Source organism: Candidatus Cryosericum terrychapinii, assembly GCF_003570925.1.
Classification (GTDB): Bacteria; Caldisericota; Caldisericia; order Cryosericales; family Cryosericaceae; genus Cryosericum; species Cryosericum terrychapinii.
The window spans coordinates 1-16193 of the sequence record NZ_QXIS01000034.1 but is presented as its reverse complement, the minus strand read 5'-3'; the positions used below and the strand labels follow the sequence as shown (position 1 = coordinate 16193).

Sequence of the window (16193 nt, the reverse complement as noted above, 5' to 3'; positions counted from 1 at the left end):
CAAAGGAGAAGAGTCGACATGAAGAGAATGCTGTGTATGCTGCTCGCGCTTATGATCATCAGCATGTCGTTTGCCGGCTGTAAGCCGACAGTGACTGGTCCCAAGACTGACAAGGTCGTCTACCTCATCAATGGAGCTCTTGGCGACAATGCGTTCTACGATTCTGGTCAGAAAGGTATTGACAACATCAAGGCACAGTATGGTGTGGAAACAAGCACGATTGAGTGCAACTTCGATGCAGGCAAGTACGAGCCTGGCCTCGAAGCAGCCACACAGTATAGTGACGTCGTGTTCGTCATTTCCTATGCGTTCGAGGACAACCTGAAGGCGATGGCCGACAAGTACCCGGACAAGATCTTCGTCAACATCGACACGATTGTGGAAAACAGCAAGAGCACGATAACCTCCATCAAGTACATCGAAGAAGAGAGTGCATTCCTCGCGGGCGTCTGTGCCGGTCTTACAACTACAGATATGAGCATCAAGAATGTCAATGCCGACAAGGTCGTCGGCGTCGTCGCCGCGGCGGATGACCCGGTAGTGATGGCTTTTGTTAAGGCCTATGAGGACGGTGTCCACTACATCGACAAGACTATCAAGATTGAGCGCGTCGTGCTTGCCGGCATCTGGGACGACCCGGCCAAAGGCAAGCAGGCCGCTCTCAGTCTCTATGACAAGAAGTGCGATGTTGTGTTCCAGGTTGCCGCCGCTACGGGTCTGGGCGTGCTCCAGGCAGCCAAGGAGCGTGGTCTGTACGCAATCGGCGTCGACACGAACCAGAACGATATCGAACCCGGTTACGTCATCGCATCGGACATCAAGGACGTGGGTAAAACTATCGAAGATGTCTACAAGACGATCAAGGACGGCACCTACAAACCGGGTCAAGTCATAAAGTACGGTCTGAAGACTGGTACTGTCGATCTGGTAACCGAGGCGACGGTGCAAGTCCTCCCGCAGAGCATTATCGATCGCATCGGCGCAGTCCGTCAGCAGATTGTCGACGGTACGCTCGCCGTCACCAAGTACCAGTAGGACGAGCTGTTTGTGGCACGTGACGTCCTGATCGACCTGCAGCACATCACCAAGGTGTTTCCCCCGGACACCGTCGCACTCTCTGACGTGTCGGTGTCGTTTGAAGCCGGCGAGATTCACGCGCTGGTCGGAGAGAACGGAGCCGGGAAGAGCACGCTTATGAAGGTGTTCTATGGCCTCGAGCGCCGAGACGCAGGGGACATTTTCTTCAGGGGTGCCAAGGTCGAATTCAGGACGCCACGTGAAGCGATTGCTGCCGGGATAGGCATGGTACACCAGGAGATCCTGCTCATTCCCGAGTACACGGTGTGGCAGAACATCGTCCTGGGCGCCGAGCCTGTCCGTGCTTTCGGGATAATCGATGTTGATAGGGCGCGTGAAGTGGTGCGCCAGAAGATCGAGGAATTTCAATTCAACTTGGACCCTGACGCACTGGTAGGAGACATCTCGGTAGCTGCACGCCAAAAGGTCGAGATCCTCAAACTGCTCTACCGGAATGTCTCCGTGCTTGTTCTGGACGAGCCGACGGCGGTTCTGACACCTCAGGAAATCCCCCAGCTGTTTGCCGAATTGGCGCGTCTCAGGGACAAAGGACACACGATCATCTTCATATCTCACCGGCTGGACGAGGTCCTTACCTTGAGCGATCGGGTGACCGTCATGCGGCGCGGCAAGATCGTCGGTACGTCCGCTGCGTCTGAGCTCACGAAAGAGGATCTGGCTCGACAGATGGTGGGCAGAGAGGTCCTGTTCACATCGCGGCGCCAGCCTCAGGAACCCGGAGAAATCGTCTTCCATGCGCAAGGGCTGAATTGCAGCGACACCGAGCATCGTGCAAGACTGCATGACGCGACCGTCGAAGTGCGTGCCGGCGAGATCGTGGGAGTGGCCGGCGTCGAGGGGAACGGCCAGTTCGAGCTGGTGAACGCAATCATGGGTCTGGCCCCAATGACATCTGGGACACTTGAGGTGAAGGGGAAGGACATTACACATGCCGACATCCTGACCAGACGGACACTGATTGCGTTCGTTCCCCAGGACAGGGAGAAGATGGGCGCGAGTGTGGCGGCGTCCATTTTGGAGGATGCGATTATGACACACCACATCCTTGACCCACGGTTTCGCACGTGGAGGGGGCTTGGACTCAACTACCGGCATGCAGCCGAGTTTGTTGATCAGATTCGAGACCAGTTTACTGTCAGCATGGGGCACTCGTCGGATCCGTTCAACTCACTGTCGGGCGGCAACCAGCAGAAGGTGATTCTTGGTCGCGAACTATTGCTGGAAACGCCGTTCGTCCTTATGGACCAGCCGACGCGAGGCCTGGACGTAGGTTCCATCGAGTATGTCCATCAGCTGCTCCTGGACCTGCGAAGCAAGAAACGGGCTGTCCTGCTGGTATCGGCCGATCTCGACGAACTCTTCATGGTGGCCGACCGCATCGTCGTCATGTGCCAGGGCGAAGTGGTCGCGGACCTTGCCACGGACGCGACGAGTCGTGAGGAGATCGGGTACTACATGCTCGGGGGAAAGGAAGTTGCACATGCGGAAACAGGCTCTTAGCGGGATTCTTGGCGTACTGGCGGCGTTCGCTATTGGAGCGCTCGTGCTGGCGCTTCAGGGGTTCAATCCGGTTGCGACCTATGGTGCACTGCTCCAGTACTCGTTGTTCAGTGGGTCGGGATTCACTGCTACGCTGACGCGGGCCGTTCCTCTTATTCTGACAGGGCTCTCGGCATCAATCGCGTTTGCCTCCGGACCCGTAAACCTTGGACAGCCGGGTCAGCTCGTCATGGGAGCTCTGGGTGCGACACTGGTGGGGTTGTTCGTCCATCTGCCCTCGGTATTTCTTGTCCCGCTGTGTATCCTGGCATCTCTTCTCGGTGGGGCGCTATGGTCGGGGCTTGCAGCACTGCTCAAACGTGCTTTCGCCATGGATGAGTTCATTGTTACGCTCATGCTCAACTTCATTGCTGACTACTTCGCATTGTGGGTCATTACGTACCCCTTGTTCGACCCCTCTGCTTCGACTCCCATGACCAGGCCCATCAGTACGGCTGCATGGCTGCCGGATCTGGGAGGCGTGAACACAAGTGTCCTGTTCATGGTGCTTGCAGCAGTCGTCTGCTGGCTGATCATGAGCAGAGGCCGCAGTGGCTACGAATGGCGCATGACCGGACAGAATTCGCTGTTTGCAAGAATCGGCGGATGCAAGGTAGATGCCAACTATGTTCGCGTCATGCTGGTCACCGGAGCTCTTGCGGGGCTTGCCGGAGGGCTGATGATCATGGGCGGCCCCCATCGCTTTGTGAAGGGGCTGGGCGCCAACTATGCCTGGGACGGTATCATGATTGCAGTCGTAGCCAGCAATGGCATCTCGGGAACCTTCCTCTACGGGTTGCTCTTCAGTGCGCTGCAGCAGGGCGCCATAGGCATGGAACTCGTTACTGCTGTACCTTCGGAGTTCATCGATGTGCTGCAGGCAGTCATTGTGCTGGTCGTTGTAGCTGGCAGGGTTTCTCTGAACATGGTGTTCGACCGTCTGGCGACCAGGCGAAAACTGAAGGAGAATACGAGGTGAACGTTCTGTTCGGGCTTGTCTCAGCCATGGTTGTCGGCGCCACGCCGATTCTGCTGGCGGCCATTGGTGGAACATTCACCTTCTATGCCGGCATCTTCAACATCGCCATGGAAGGGATGATGCTGGTTGGTGCGTTCTGCGCAGTTCTCGGGTCGTTCTTCCTGCACAGCTGGTTCCTTGGCATTTTATGCGCGGTAGCCGGGGCGCTGGTCATGGCCGGTATTTTCATTCTGTTTGCCGTGAAACTTCATACGGACGAGTTCCTGACAGGCATAGCACTGAACCTGTTCGCGGTGGGTCTGACGACGTTTTTGTTGCGCGATATCTTTCACGTCAAAGGAGCCTTCACCGATGCCGGTATTCGGGCAATTCCAGCCGTGAAGCTGCCGCTGATCAGCGGCATCCCCTATCTGGGCAGCTTGCTCAGTGGGTACAACCTCATCATCTACGTTGCGGTTCTGGTGACTGTGCTGTCCGCGTTCGTCATCTTCCGGACTCGTTTCGGGCTCCGGCTGCGCGGTGCAGGCTATAACGCTGCGTGCCTGAGTTCAAGCGGCGTCCCGGCATCGACGATACGTATCTGGTCGCTCATCATCTGTGCAGTATGCTGCGGTCTGGCAGGCGCGTATCTCTCTCTTGGGTATGTGCGACTGTTTGCCGAAAACATGTCGGCAGGGCGTGGCTGGATCTCGCTGGCAGCCGTCATTCTGGTCAGCGGGAATCCCTGGGGCATCGGCGTCATCTCTCTGCTGTTTGGGTTCTTCGACGGCCTGACGGTATTCCTGCAGGGCGGTCGGATTCCTACCCAGTTCACGGCCATGATCCCCTACGTCGCGACACTCGTTTCCCTGTACCTGTATTCCGTTCGCAAGAAGAGGAGGCAGGCATGAGAATCAAGGCATGGCAAGCGGAACGTGACATACGGCGTTCTGCCGTTCCGCTCGATCGGCGCCTGCATCCAAGCAGCTGGTGTGAGCAAACCGCTGCCGAGAAGGGGCAGGACGAGGTGATGTTCATGCTCTGGGAGAGTTCTGTGCCGGGATCAGGCGCTCCGGAATGCCTCTATCGCGAGGCAGCTCAGTCGATGGAGAATCAGGGCTTTGACGAGAGTGTGGCGGTATCGCTTATCCCAGAAGGCTTGCGCCTGGCTCGTAGTGGAGATGCTCCTGCGCTGCGCATACTCACCGCCCATTACCTCGATGCACTGTTTTCTGCACCGCAGGATCCCTCGTGCTCCTACCTCGGGTTCGAGCACCCTGCTTCGTGGGACGAAGTCCTCTCTCGTTTGCCCGCGGCTCGCACGCCACAGGAAGAGCAGCCGGTTGGCGTCGAGGAGAAAACGTTGGCAGGATGGGTCGGCCAGCTTGCGGGCGGTGCATTTGGAACTGCCATCGAGGGATACACGGGCCAACGCATCTCAGAGGTGTATGGTGATGTCCGTTGCTATGTCACAGATCCTGAGACGATGAACGACGACGTTGTCTACGAGCTGGCGCTCCTTGACGCTTTCGAGTCACATGGACGCGGTCTCACGTCGCAGGACATTGCCGATGAATGGTTGCGGCAAATACCTTTTGGCTGGTCGGCAGAGTGGATTGCTATCCAGAACTTGCGTGCTGGTCTCACTCCGCCCGAATCGGGGAGCTACCGGAATCCATATTCGGACTGGATTGGTGTTCAGATGCGCGGGATGGTTTGCGGCATGCTGGCACCGGGGCGACCACTTGAGGCGGTAAGGCTTGCTCATCTCGACGGGGTCGTGTCCCACGCGGCAAACGGCGTGTATGGGGGCATGTATGCGGCAGCGCTCACGGCCCTCGCTTATGTGCGCGATGATCCGCGTGTGGTTGCGGTCGAAGCGGCGGGATATGTTCCTCAGGGGAGCGAATACGCCGCCGTTCTGCACGAGTGCCTGGACATGGTCACGCGGGAATCGGACGTCTCTTCGGCGCTTGCATGGGCCGAGCAACGGTTTGAGCAGTACAACTGGATCCATGTCTACCCGAACATGGCGGTGGACATCATCTCACTGTGGTATGGTGGTCGGGACATCACGGAATCATTCGCTCTGCTGGCGCGTGGCGGGCTCGACATTGACTGCAATGCCGGTCTCGTTGGAACGGTCCTGGGCGTGATGGGTGGAGTTCCTGCCGTGTGGGCGGATCCCATCGGCGATCGGCTCGAAACGTATATTCCGGGCAAAGAACGACTCTCGATCCACGCCCTGGCGGAGCGAACGGCGCGGCTGGCTCGTGGCATGCTTTAGTATCCCAGGGAGGTAGATTTCATGGCACAGTTTCACTTGAAGTTTGAGACAGAAGACCTTGCGCCGCACGTCATGCTGGTCGGCAATCCCCAGCGAGCCGAGCAGGTGTCGAAGCTGCTCCAGGGTGCTCGCCTGGTCAATGAGTACCGGTACCTGCTTGTCTTCACGGGGATGTATGAGGGCGAACGGCTGTCGGTTGCCACGACGGGAATGGGGGCTCCGTCGACAGCAATCGTCGTGGAGGAGCTGTGCAACCTTGGGGCGCGCGTGCTGCTCAGGGTTGGCTCGGCTGGGGGCGTTGCGTCAGACGTCGACGCCGGCGACCTTGTCGTTGCCACGGGGAGTGTCCGTGACGATGGAACGTCGCTCCAATACCTTCCATTGTCGTTCCCAGCGGTGCCGGATGCCGACCTCCTTCGCGTTACCATGGAAACAGCCCGGGAGGTTGTTCCGACGGCGAAGCACGGAGTCGTTATCAGCAGCGACGCATTCTACCGCAACTACGACAAGGACAAGATGAGCCTGATGATGCAGTCGGGTGTCAAGGCCATCGAAATGGAAAGCGGGTGCCTCTTCATCGTCGGTCAATTCCGCGGCGTCCGCACGTCCGCCCTTTTTGCTGTTGATGGTAGCGTCACGAAGGACGCAATCAAACCGAAGAGTGCCGAGGGTCTGTTCAAGACAGCCGAGGAGCGGAGCATTCGCATCGGTCTCTCTACGCTGGTCAGGGCATCGAAAGCGGGATTGTAGACGCCTGACGCCTGGTCGACAGCAAACGCCCCGACATATGGTGCCCGGGGCGTTTGCTCTGAATCGTCGTGCCCAGCCATGAATCGACTACCAGCGAGCGTAGTGGTCCTCAGCAGCTCCCACGAAGTCTGTGATTGCTATTGGATCTGAACTTTCTGGCATTATGGTACCACTGTACCGGCCCACGAGTTGATGGATATGACTTTGGAGGGGACCGGCGTCTGTGTACGACTGACGGTCCACCATCGGGACGAACGACAGATCGACGCGCTCATCGGGACGGTTGACGTGCCAGGGTTGCATGATGTGAGCCTGGTCGTACGTGAAGGAGACGAGGCCCAGCTTGGTGAGATGCCCATCGACCACCACGGCGTTCTCGTTGTCGCCTCGGTCATGAAAACCACTGCACAGGTTGAAGCCAACCGTCTGGCCCTGCCGTGTCCGGCCTGAAGCTGTCGCCCACTTCCATGGCGTGACACTCTCGAGGAAGCCCCGACTCCAGTCCAGTTCGCCCAGTGCTTCTGAGCGACCGCACTCCCATGTCTCCTGTCCAACGCGGATAGCCCCCATGGCAGGCATACAGGTTACCTTGGTCGTATAGGCGAAGCGTCCGTTCCTCAGAGGGTCGACAACACTCAGGGACTCGAGTTCCTCGGGCCAGCCGAGAAGCAGGTCGGCGTGGAGGTCCTGTGGCCCGTTGAATCGGGGCCAGTCGACGGTCACGTGTTTGCCTTCTGGCGTCATCTCAAACTGGAGGTACTTGGAGGTCCCTGCGCGGGCGCTGGTGGTCCCCTGGCGGGGATGGTTGGCCAGGACGACGCCGGTTCCGAAGGGGATATTCGATGTGCGCTCCAGCAAGACGTTGCGTTCGATATCATACAGGTATGCGGTGAGGTTGGCCAAGTATCCCAGGTGAGCAATCTGTGCTGCGAAGAAGACTATTGGCGTCGCGACGTAGAAATATTCCCACCGCTTCAGGCGCCACGCATGGAAGATATGTCGACGCACCGACGTAGCTGCTGCCATGTTCACGTCGAACAACGGTTGCCTGGCCCACCCGAAATTGACCAGGCCATCGCCCTTGACCATCAAGACTGGCTGGGTGTACTCGCCCACGATCTCCTCCTGTCTCGTCTGAAAAGACTATGCCGAATAGTGTAGTCTCGTGGCTTCTTCCGGCAATGAGGCTTCGGCTATTCCATCCAGGAACGGATTTTCTTCTCTGCGTCGGCCAGTCGGTCGCGTTCACGTTCGTCGGTCGTATAGCTCGAATAGATGTGCAGTACCGGGCGGTCTCTATCAGGTAGCACAAGGGTGTACCCGTCTTCCTCGCGTTCCTTGACCCCTTCGACGAACTCGGCAGTGTCACGATGGAGCTCGCTCATGCGACGCATGATAGTCCCCTTGGACTCCCACGGGCATGGCAGTTCGATGTGACTGGGGTCACGGGCTGGTGTCTCCTGCTTCAGCGTGACAAGGTCTTGTCCTGTCTTGGCAAGCGTCTCAAGGAGAAAACCGATGGAGAGCATACCGTCGTAGAAGGGGAGAGCGCGGGAGAAGATGAAACCTCCCAGAATGTCCGCGCCAGCGTCGGTGTTTGTCGCTTCGCCGATAATGTTGCGTGGCAGGGTTGAGCACCAGTGTACATCGACACCCTGATCCCTGATGTACCGTTCCAGTTCGATGGATGCCGTAATGGGAAGCGTTACTGAGTTCAGGACCCCGGACCGATGCCTGGAGCCAATCATGAGTGCCGTGGTACGAGTGTCCGAAAGGATCTCACCGCTTCGGTCCACGATAAAGACCTTTTCGCCGGAGGCGTCCAGAATCACGCCAAATGCTGTTCCCAGTGACTTCACCATGGAAGACAGTTTTCGCTTGGCGTCCCGGAAATCAGACGCCGTCCTCACTGCCCTTCGCCCGTCAGCGTAAGCGTGTAGTGAGATGATCTCGAGGCCAAATTCCCCTGCAATGGCAGGAAAGAGCTGGACGGGAGTGCCATACGAGTAGTCGATGACGAACCGGATGCCGGACGACTGGATGGCGGCAACATCCAGAGAGCTTAGAAAGTAGTCACGGTATGACTCTACCACACGAGGCGGAATGTCGATGGTTCCCACTTCTTCGACGTCGGCGCGGGCAAATTCTTCCCGGAAGAACAGACGCTCGATGGCTCCTTCCTGCGTGGTAGAAAGATCGAACCCTGATCGATCATAGAATCGTATGGTCGTAAGCCGACGATCGAATGGCGAGCGTATGACGTGAACGCCACCGCTGCCCGCGAACGACTTGACGGCGAACCGTGCCAGTGGCACTGGAGCTGCCTGAAGGTCCATGACGCGTACGCCGGCGCTCATAAGGCCTCCGATGAGCGAACGTTTGAGCATGCGTGAAGACTGGTGGTCGTCGCGCGCAGTGAAAACGATCGAACCCTTACCAAGGAACGTACCATAGGCGCAGCCCAGCTTGGCACACATCTCCGGAGTGACTTCGACGTTGTTGACACCGACGATGCCATAAGAGCTAAACAGGGCTCTTGACCAGGCCTTGCCCCAAACGACGTTGCTCGTAACGGTGGAACCTGGTTCGACAGTCTTGCCCGGCCAGATTTCGACCTGGGACTTGAGGACAGATCCTTGACCGATGATGCAATCGTCAGCCACGGTATTGTCGCCCTCGAGAAGGACGTCCTTGCCGATGTGGACGTTCTTGCAGACGATAGAGTTGAAGATACGGGCTCCCGACTCCACGACCACGCCGTCCCACAGGACTGAGTTGTCGATGTTTGCTCCACTCTGGACAACTGCATGGTCGCCGATGAAGGAACTGCGCACGCGTGCTTCGCCGATAGTCGTGTCCTTGCCGATAAGGACTGAGCCGTCAAACCCCTTGAAGCTCGAGATCTGGCTCCCTTCGCCGACCCAGACATCATTGCCGATGCCACCGATGCGTTCGCCTTGGGCCTCAAGGTCGACCTTTCCTTTCAGCACGTCTCCATGCGCGTGTTTGTACTCGCGGATGTTGCCGACATCGCGCCAGTAACCCGGAGCGATATACCCGAACAGCGGCTGATTGTGGGCAAGCAGCGCGGGGAACAGGTTCTTGGAGAAGTCGAGCTCCTTGTCCTCAGGAATGTCATCCCAGACGGACGGCTCCAGGACATAGATTCCCGTGTTCACAGTGTCAGAGAAAACCTCTCCCCATGATGGTTTCTCAAGGAAGCGTACGATGTGCCCTTCGGAGTCGGTGATGACAATGCCATACTCCAGAGGGTTCTCCACTCGCGACAGAGTGATTGTCGCAGCTGCCTTGTGTTCGCGATGGTACTGAACTGCCTTGGTGAGGTCGATGTCAGTGACGATGTCGGCCGCAATGACTAGGAACGTCTCCTGCAGGCTGGCTCGCGCAAGCCCAACGGCTCCGGCGGTTCCAAGGTCCTCCTGACTGGTGACATACTCAATCTTTACACCGAAATCGCTGCCATCACCGAAATAGCTGCGTATGGCATCGGGCTGGTGATACAGGATGACAATAAGGTCATCGAACCCGTGCTTCTTGAGCAGTCGCATGATGTGTTGCATCATGGGGCGGTTGGCGAATGGAACCATCGGTTTTGGAAGATTGACTGTCAATGGGCGTAACCGCGTACCAAAACCTCCTGCCAGAATGACTGCTTTCATGAGGACGCCTCCATGGAATGGTACAATGCGAGATATTCGCGCGCGCTAGCTTGCCATGAGAAGTCGCAGGCCATGCCAATGGCCTGGATACGTCGGAACGCGTCGCCGTCGGTGTATAGCCTAACGGCACGTCTCACGGCGTCAAGGAACTCCGACGGTGTCGCGTCATCGAAGCTGATGCCGTTTCCCGTCCCTGTCTTGGGATGGACATCCTGGACCGTGTCCTTCAGTCCACCCGTTCTTCGTACCACTGGGACGCTTCCATAGCGGAGCGCAATCATCTGCGACAGGCCGCACGGCTCGAACCGCGAGGGCATAAGAAAAAAGTCTGATCCGGCATACATGCGGTGTGCCAGACCCTCGTCGAACTTCCGGGTCAGCACGAAACGTCCGGGATAGGCAGCAGCCTTTGCCACCAGAGCGGTCTCGATTTCGGTGTCGCCCGTGCCAAGGACCATCAGACTTATGGAAAGCGACATCATCTGGTCGAATGTGCCAAGCATGAGGTCGATTCCTTTCTGGGCAACCAGGCGTGACACCATGACGAACAAAGGACAGTCGGGCTCTGCCGCGAGTCCGGTTTCCTGCAGCAGACTCTCCTTGTCCTGTACCTTTCCAGCAAGCGATGACGGGCTGTACATATGCGGCAATGCTCCATCTGCGGAAGGATCCCAATAGGAGTAGTCGATACCATTGAGAATGCCACTCAGGTGCCCCCGGCGCGTGGCGAGAATGCCGTGAAGCCCGAAACTGTACTCGTCGGTCTGGATTTCGTGAGCATACGTCGGAGAGACCGTATTGACTTGATCAGCCCAGACGATACCTCCCTTGAGATAGTTCACGTTGCCGTAGAACTCAAGGCCATCCTGTGTGAAGACAGATTCTGGCAGACCAATGTCGGGCAGGATCTCCGGCGAGAAGAGTCCCTGATACGCGATGTTGTGGATGGTCAGAAGAGTTTTCTCGTGGCGATCCGGATGAAACACGTGCAGGTAGAGCGGAAGCAGCGACGTCTGCCAGTCATGGACGTGGATCACGTCTGCGCCGCCCAGGGCGATGATCGTCTCGAGCGCAGCACGGGAGAAGAAGGCGAACCGAAGCCAGTTGTCTGGGTGGTCACCCTCGCGTGTGCCATATAGCCCGTCGCGCAGGAACAACTCGTCCTGCTGGATGAAGAGTGTCTGGTGATGGCGCAGGACCGTGAACGGCAGTGTTCTGCCTCCCATGGTCAGTGTACTGGTCATGACGTGTTCCATCGAGAGGTTCCCGGCCTTGACGGTAGCATAGAACGGCAGGACAAGGCTGACGTCAGCCCCTAGACGATGCAGAGCAGAGGGAAGACTGCCCGTGACGTCCCCGAGACCACCCGTCTTGACATACGGAAGCGCCTCCGAGGCGACGAAGAAGACCTTCACAGTCTCACCTCACCCAGGAATTGAGCGCTTTCCTCGACCATACCTTTGCGTTCAGCCAACTCCTGCTGGACGAGGTCGCAGAAAACACAAGGGTCTCTGCAGTCATAGTACTGACGAACTCCGTCCAGTTCCTCCCGTACGTGTACCGGAACAGTGGGCGGTTCGATGACATGGTCTTCACGCAGTTCCAGCACTACGCCCTCCTGACGTCGTTCAAGTGTACGTACTTGAACACGGGATCATCCAATTCCGTCTGACTCGCAGGAAGCTGTCCCGTGCCGTCGACGGCCGCAAACAGCGCACGTACCTTGCGGTGGTGCTCGAGGAATCTCGATGTTCCGTACGTGCGGGCTTGCCCAGTGGTGATGAGGAAGGACCAGTCCGAGCTCTCCTCCAGAAGGATCTCGCGCAGCAACATGTCTCCCGTCTGGCCGTGGAGCTGAGGCAGAAGGTCGATGAAATGGCGCTGGTCGTCGTGGATGTTGTCCCAGATCCACGCGGTTTCAGGGTTCATCCAGTTGTTGTGTCCACCCCCGGCGCCCCAGCTGGACTCGCGCAGCTTGCCTGGAGGAAGGATGCGGGAGTTAAGGATGTCCATCGGGGCAGTGGCCGTCACGGAGGCCTGGTCGGCCAGTGAGCGTAGCATGTCCACAATCCACGTTGGGCCCTCGTACCACCAATGGCCGAACAGTTCAGTGTCGTAGGCTGTCACGATGACGCCGGGGTCGCCCACGGCCTGTTCATGAGCAGTTGCCATGTCCCGGAGCAACGAGGCGAAGTCTGCGGCGTCTTCCCTGGTGCGGGCTCGGGCCTCCGCTGGTCTGTAGAGCTCCTTGCTGCCGAGGTCCGTCTGTTTGCTGGTAATGCGCCAGTACTGCCACCCTGAGCCTTCGCACCGCTTGTGGAACTCGCGGTAGACGCCGTCACCAGGATAGCCGAGATCACGTGACCAGACCCGCTGGCTCGTCGCGGGGTTGCGCAGAAAGACTGCGACGCCTGCGCCGATATCCCACGGTTTCCATGGAGCCTCGGCGCTCGTTGCAACAGGAATGTGCCCGTTGTTGTACTCCTGTCCAGGGCCCGTATCGAACGCGGCTGCATCCGCGATGAAGTAGCGCAGTCCCTCCTCGGCCAAAAGACGTTCGACGCCCGGGATATAGCCGCACTCCGGCAGCCAGAATCCGTTTGGCCTGCGTCCCATCCAATGCTGATAGGCCGCTGCTCCCGTGCGGATCTGCAGTCGCCGGGATTCGTCGTTGCCAAACAGCGGCATGTATCCATGTGTGGCACATGATGTCATGACTTCAAGGCGACCGCGCTCCTGCAGGCTTGCGAACGCCCCAACCACATCGCCTCCCAGTGCGTCGAATTGGGACCGGCGCCGCTCGAGTTCGTCGCGGTAGAAAATGTTTAGCTCGCGAACTTCCGGGGTATCGGGAAGACGAGAGACGTCTTCCTCCAACGCGGCGCGCTTGGCGTCGGTCCATGTCCGGAACTTGGTGACAAAGTCGGGAGACTTGAGCTGTTCCATGAGGATGGGGGTGAGGCCGATTGCGATTGGGGCGGGTATGTCGTCGTGTGCAAGGCATTCCAGTCCCTCCAGCAGGGGAAGGTACGTCTCCAGTACGACCTCGTGCAGCCACTCCTCACCGAATGGCCAGCGCCCCTTCCCGAGCACGTAGGGAAGGTGCGAGTGCAGAACCAGTACGAATCGGCTACCCATGTCAGCCTCCGATTTCAAGAGTAAGGTGTCGTGACGTCTCAAGGTCAAGAGTAAGCAGCAGCGTCATGCCCTGGTAGATTGTTTCGATACCACCTTCAGAGTTCGACACTGTCCGTATCGGACTGAGTTCAACGTGGACGGGGGGACTGGCGCGTAGCATGAGGCGGTGTTCAGCGGTACCGACGGTGAATGTGGTAGCATCGAATTCCCGTTCCCTGTCCTCCCACCATGCCGCCAGATTCAGTTCACAGACATACCACGGTTCCTGCGTGTGCAGGTCGATCTCCACTCGGAGCCCTTGGTCTGTCGGAGTGAAGGTCTTCGTAATCACACCCGGTGCTTCACACCGCACAGAGGATTCCTCAGTTGTGACCTTGTACTCCTGCGTGAGCGGTACTGCGTCTGTGGCTGTTTTCTGAGACGGCCCGAAGCGGTCGATGAAGCTGACACGTGTGTGATCGTCGAACTGGAGTGCGCCGAGCGCCTTGGGATCCTTGACCCGAAGGGTCTCATGGATGTTGGCTGCTTCCGGACCCTGGTCTCCTGCAGTGCATGCAAGCAGGCGGTCATGGTATGCTTCGTGATACCGCGTCATGACGTTGCTCCACGACCAGGCATGGTCGAGGTCGTCCCAGAGGACCAGCCGGCCTCCGCAGCGATGGACAAACAACGTTTGGTGAGCAGTAGCAATAACGGCTTCTGACAACCCGTCGGCATCGGTATCCTGAAGCCACGTGCCGAGGCGGCGGTTGGGGCATAGGCGCTCTGCTGTCAGCAGTTCGCGGTAGATAGCTTCGCGGAGGTGCGGAAGGTACAGCCCGCCAAAGATGCCGTGCCAGTAGGCGCAGTTGCACTGACTCCGCAGGTAGTGCGTGCGGGCCTCACCGTCCGCATTTCCCAACTCAGACCCTACGAACAGCATGCGCTTGTGCATGCGGTTGGCCTCGGGGTATCGGGCCAGAAAATTGCGAAATGTGCCGCCGCTGAGGAAAGAACGGTCCTCCAGACTGGTCTTCTGATACAAATCGGCGAACGTCTTCTGCCGTGACGCTGCCAGGGACCACTCCTCCATCTCAACATATGAGCAGGCCGGCAGGTAGACGCACGCTCGTGGTTGCAGGGAAGACGCAGCTTCGGCGACCGTCACGGTGGTCACGTCTTCTGCATCTGTCAGTGCCTGGAAGAAGCGTTGCAGCCACCCCTGGGTGTAGACGTGATCGTACGTTCCAGGCCACAGGCCGAATTTCTCGCCATCATCGCCGTAGACGAATACCTCAGCGTCTTCCCCGAACTCGCGGATGAAACGTAGTGTCTCTTCCGGTTCTGACCAAGGGATCTTGTAGCGCAGGCCCTTAAGGATGGGGAAGACAGTAAGTGTCTGACCCTGGTCTTCGGTGACATAAGCGTGGGTCAGGTCCGGTCCCCGGAGACCAATCTTCTCGAATCCATTGTCGTCCACGAGTGTCCACTGGACGCCTGCTCGTGCCAAGCTGCTTGCGAGGCTGGGCTCCCAGACCCGCTCCGCCAGCCAAAGACCACTGGGGCGACGTCCAAACAGCCTGAGCAGCTCGTCACTCATCAACTGGATCTGCTGGATGCGATCACGCTCGGGAAGCAGCTGCAGAATTGGTTCGAAGTAGCCGCCCCCGACCAGCTCGAGCTGGTCGGAAGCCACCAGACTGCGCACGAGGTCCAGGTACGTTGACGTGGAGTCTCGTTCGATGAACTCCAGAAGAGGTCCCGACGTATGGAGGGAGGCCTTGATGCGAGGGTACCGAGAGAGTGTTTCGAGGAACGGCACGTACGATCGGTCGATGGCGTCGCGGAAGACGTAATCGAAGTTTCCCACCGGCTGATGGTTGTGGATACATAGGCACAGTCTTTTCGTGTCACACCTCCTGGTGTTGCAACTCGTAATCGGCAGCAGGAAGTTCGATGGACATAACACCGTGGGCGGGGACAGCTGACATTAGGCGCCCTTCTCCCAGGACCACGATGGCAAATGTGATGGTGTCCCCGCGTCGGGCCCGTAGAGACTCAAAGGGCAGGCGGATCTGGAGAGTCTCCCCCAGGGCCCACGTCATTGGTCCGCAAGGTTCTATCGATGCTTCGGCCTCGCCGTTGTCGCGGCGGATGATCAGACGGGTGGTGCCACCGGGCGACGTGCAGCGCACCTCCACTTGCAGGTCCTTTGCCGCGACCGCGTGAGGCCCAAACTGCATCAGAAGGTACATGTCCGAGAGACTGTAGCCGATCCGCACCGACGTGACGACCGGCACTCCCGAGTTCATTGCTCCTCCCCCGCTGTCGGGCTTGACATGGTGTGCAGATGCCCAGTCGAGGTCTCCAGGGGGGCCGCCATCGATGCGAGGGCTCACGAGGCCGACGGGCAGGATGGGGACCATCGTTGGACCGCCATCAAGTATTGGAACGAGGAGGCGATCCGGGATCTGCTTCCCTGCCTGCGTGTAAACGTTGGCGAGGTGGCGCCGATACAGGTCGTCGAACTGCACAGCCGTCTGGGAGGTGCGATCGCGCCCATACCACCAGTTCCAGTCTGATCCCTCGGCTGCAAGCAGGGACATGCGTGACCGTTCCTGTTCAGTCGGGTCAAACCGCGCCCAGTCCTCCCGGGTCTCCCGGAGGTACTGCCACGCCCTGTTATCTTCATCCTCGCCTATCCAGATACGGAAGTTACCATCGATCCACGATCCGGGACGGAAGTCCGGCATGGGCGTCGCGG

12 protein-coding genes and 1 pseudogene are annotated in these 16193 nt (G+C 58.5%); 6 read left to right on the top strand and 7 right to left on the bottom strand.

What is annotated here, in order from left to right; genetic code table 11:
- The first annotated feature begins 18 nt into the window (after positions 1 to 18).
- Genes SMC7_RS06520 through SMC7_RS06495 form a run of 6 tightly spaced genes read left to right on the top strand, consistent with a single transcriptional unit; the run spans position 19 to position 6632 of the window.
- Positions 19 to 1035: a BMP family ABC transporter substrate-binding protein gene (locus SMC7_RS06520; protein ID WP_119089547.1), complete on the top strand. Its 1017-nt coding sequence runs from the start codon at positions 19 to 21 to the stop codon at positions 1033 to 1035.
- 12 nt (positions 1036 to 1047) lie between these two features.
- On the top strand, positions 1048 to 2598 hold the full coding sequence (locus SMC7_RS06515; protein ID WP_207798742.1) for an ABC transporter ATP-binding protein: 1551 nt from the start codon (positions 1048 to 1050) through the stop codon (positions 2596 to 2598).
- Positions 2579 to 3616, top strand: coding sequence for an ABC transporter permease (locus SMC7_RS06510; RefSeq protein WP_119089545.1), 1038 nt, complete (start codon positions 2579 to 2581; stop codon positions 3614 to 3616). Before SMC7_RS06515 ends, SMC7_RS06510 begins: the two co-directional genes overlap by 20 nt.
- Positions 3613 to 4506, top strand: coding sequence for an ABC transporter permease (locus tag SMC7_RS06505; protein ID WP_119089544.1), 894 nt, complete (start codon positions 3613 to 3615; stop codon positions 4504 to 4506). The genes SMC7_RS06510 and SMC7_RS06505 overlap by 4 nt, the downstream gene beginning before the upstream one ends.
- On the top strand, positions 4503 to 5882 hold the full coding sequence (locus SMC7_RS06500) for an ADP-ribosylglycohydrolase family protein (RefSeq protein WP_119089543.1): 1380 nt from the start codon (positions 4503 to 4505) through the stop codon (positions 5880 to 5882). Before SMC7_RS06505 ends, SMC7_RS06500 begins: the two co-directional genes overlap by 4 nt.
- Positions 5883 to 5903: 21 nt before the next feature.
- Positions 5904 to 6632, top strand: a complete 729-nt coding sequence (locus SMC7_RS06495; protein WP_119089542.1) for a nucleoside phosphorylase — start codon at positions 5904 to 5906, stop codon at positions 6630 to 6632.
- Between the two features lie 87 nt (positions 6633 to 6719).
- On the opposite strand, the gene SMC7_RS06490 is transcribed toward SMC7_RS06495, so the two are convergent.
- From SMC7_RS06490 to SMC7_RS07405, 7 genes and pseudogenes are all read right to left on the bottom strand, one after another.
- Positions 6720 to 7748, bottom strand: a complete 1029-nt coding sequence (locus SMC7_RS06490; RefSeq protein WP_119089541.1) for a DUF2804 domain-containing protein — start codon at positions 7746 to 7748, stop codon at positions 6720 to 6722.
- Between the two features lie 77 nt (positions 7749 to 7825).
- Positions 7826 to 10312: a sugar phosphate nucleotidyltransferase gene (locus SMC7_RS06485; RefSeq protein WP_119089540.1), complete on the bottom strand. Its 2487-nt coding sequence runs from the start codon at positions 10310 to 10312 to the stop codon at positions 7826 to 7828.
- A complete protein-coding gene (gene glgA, locus SMC7_RS06480) occupies positions 10309 to 11727 on the bottom strand; it encodes a glycogen synthase GlgA (RefSeq protein WP_119089539.1) in 1419 nt (472 codons plus the stop codon). The genes SMC7_RS06485 and glgA overlap by 4 nt, the downstream gene beginning before the upstream one ends.
- Positions 11724 to 11921, bottom strand: coding sequence for a hypothetical protein (locus SMC7_RS06475; RefSeq protein ID WP_119089538.1), 198 nt, complete (start codon positions 11919 to 11921; stop codon positions 11724 to 11726). Before SMC7_RS06475 ends, glgA begins: the two co-directional genes overlap by 4 nt.
- Complete coding sequence (locus SMC7_RS06470; protein ID WP_119089537.1) at positions 11921 to 13450, bottom strand: 1,4-alpha-glucan branching protein domain-containing protein; 1530 nt, start codon at positions 13448 to 13450, stop codon at positions 11921 to 11923. The genes SMC7_RS06475 and SMC7_RS06470 overlap by 1 nt, the downstream gene beginning before the upstream one ends.
- Before the next feature lies 1 nt (position 13451).
- Positions 13452 to 15398, bottom strand: coding sequence for an alpha-amylase/4-alpha-glucanotransferase domain-containing protein (locus tag SMC7_RS06465; protein ID WP_119089536.1), 1947 nt, complete (start codon positions 15396 to 15398; stop codon positions 13452 to 13454).
- Positions 15340 to 16193: pseudogene (locus SMC7_RS07405) on the bottom strand (hypothetical protein); the annotation flags it as partial. The pseudogene SMC7_RS07405 and the gene SMC7_RS06465, both read right to left, overlap by 59 nt.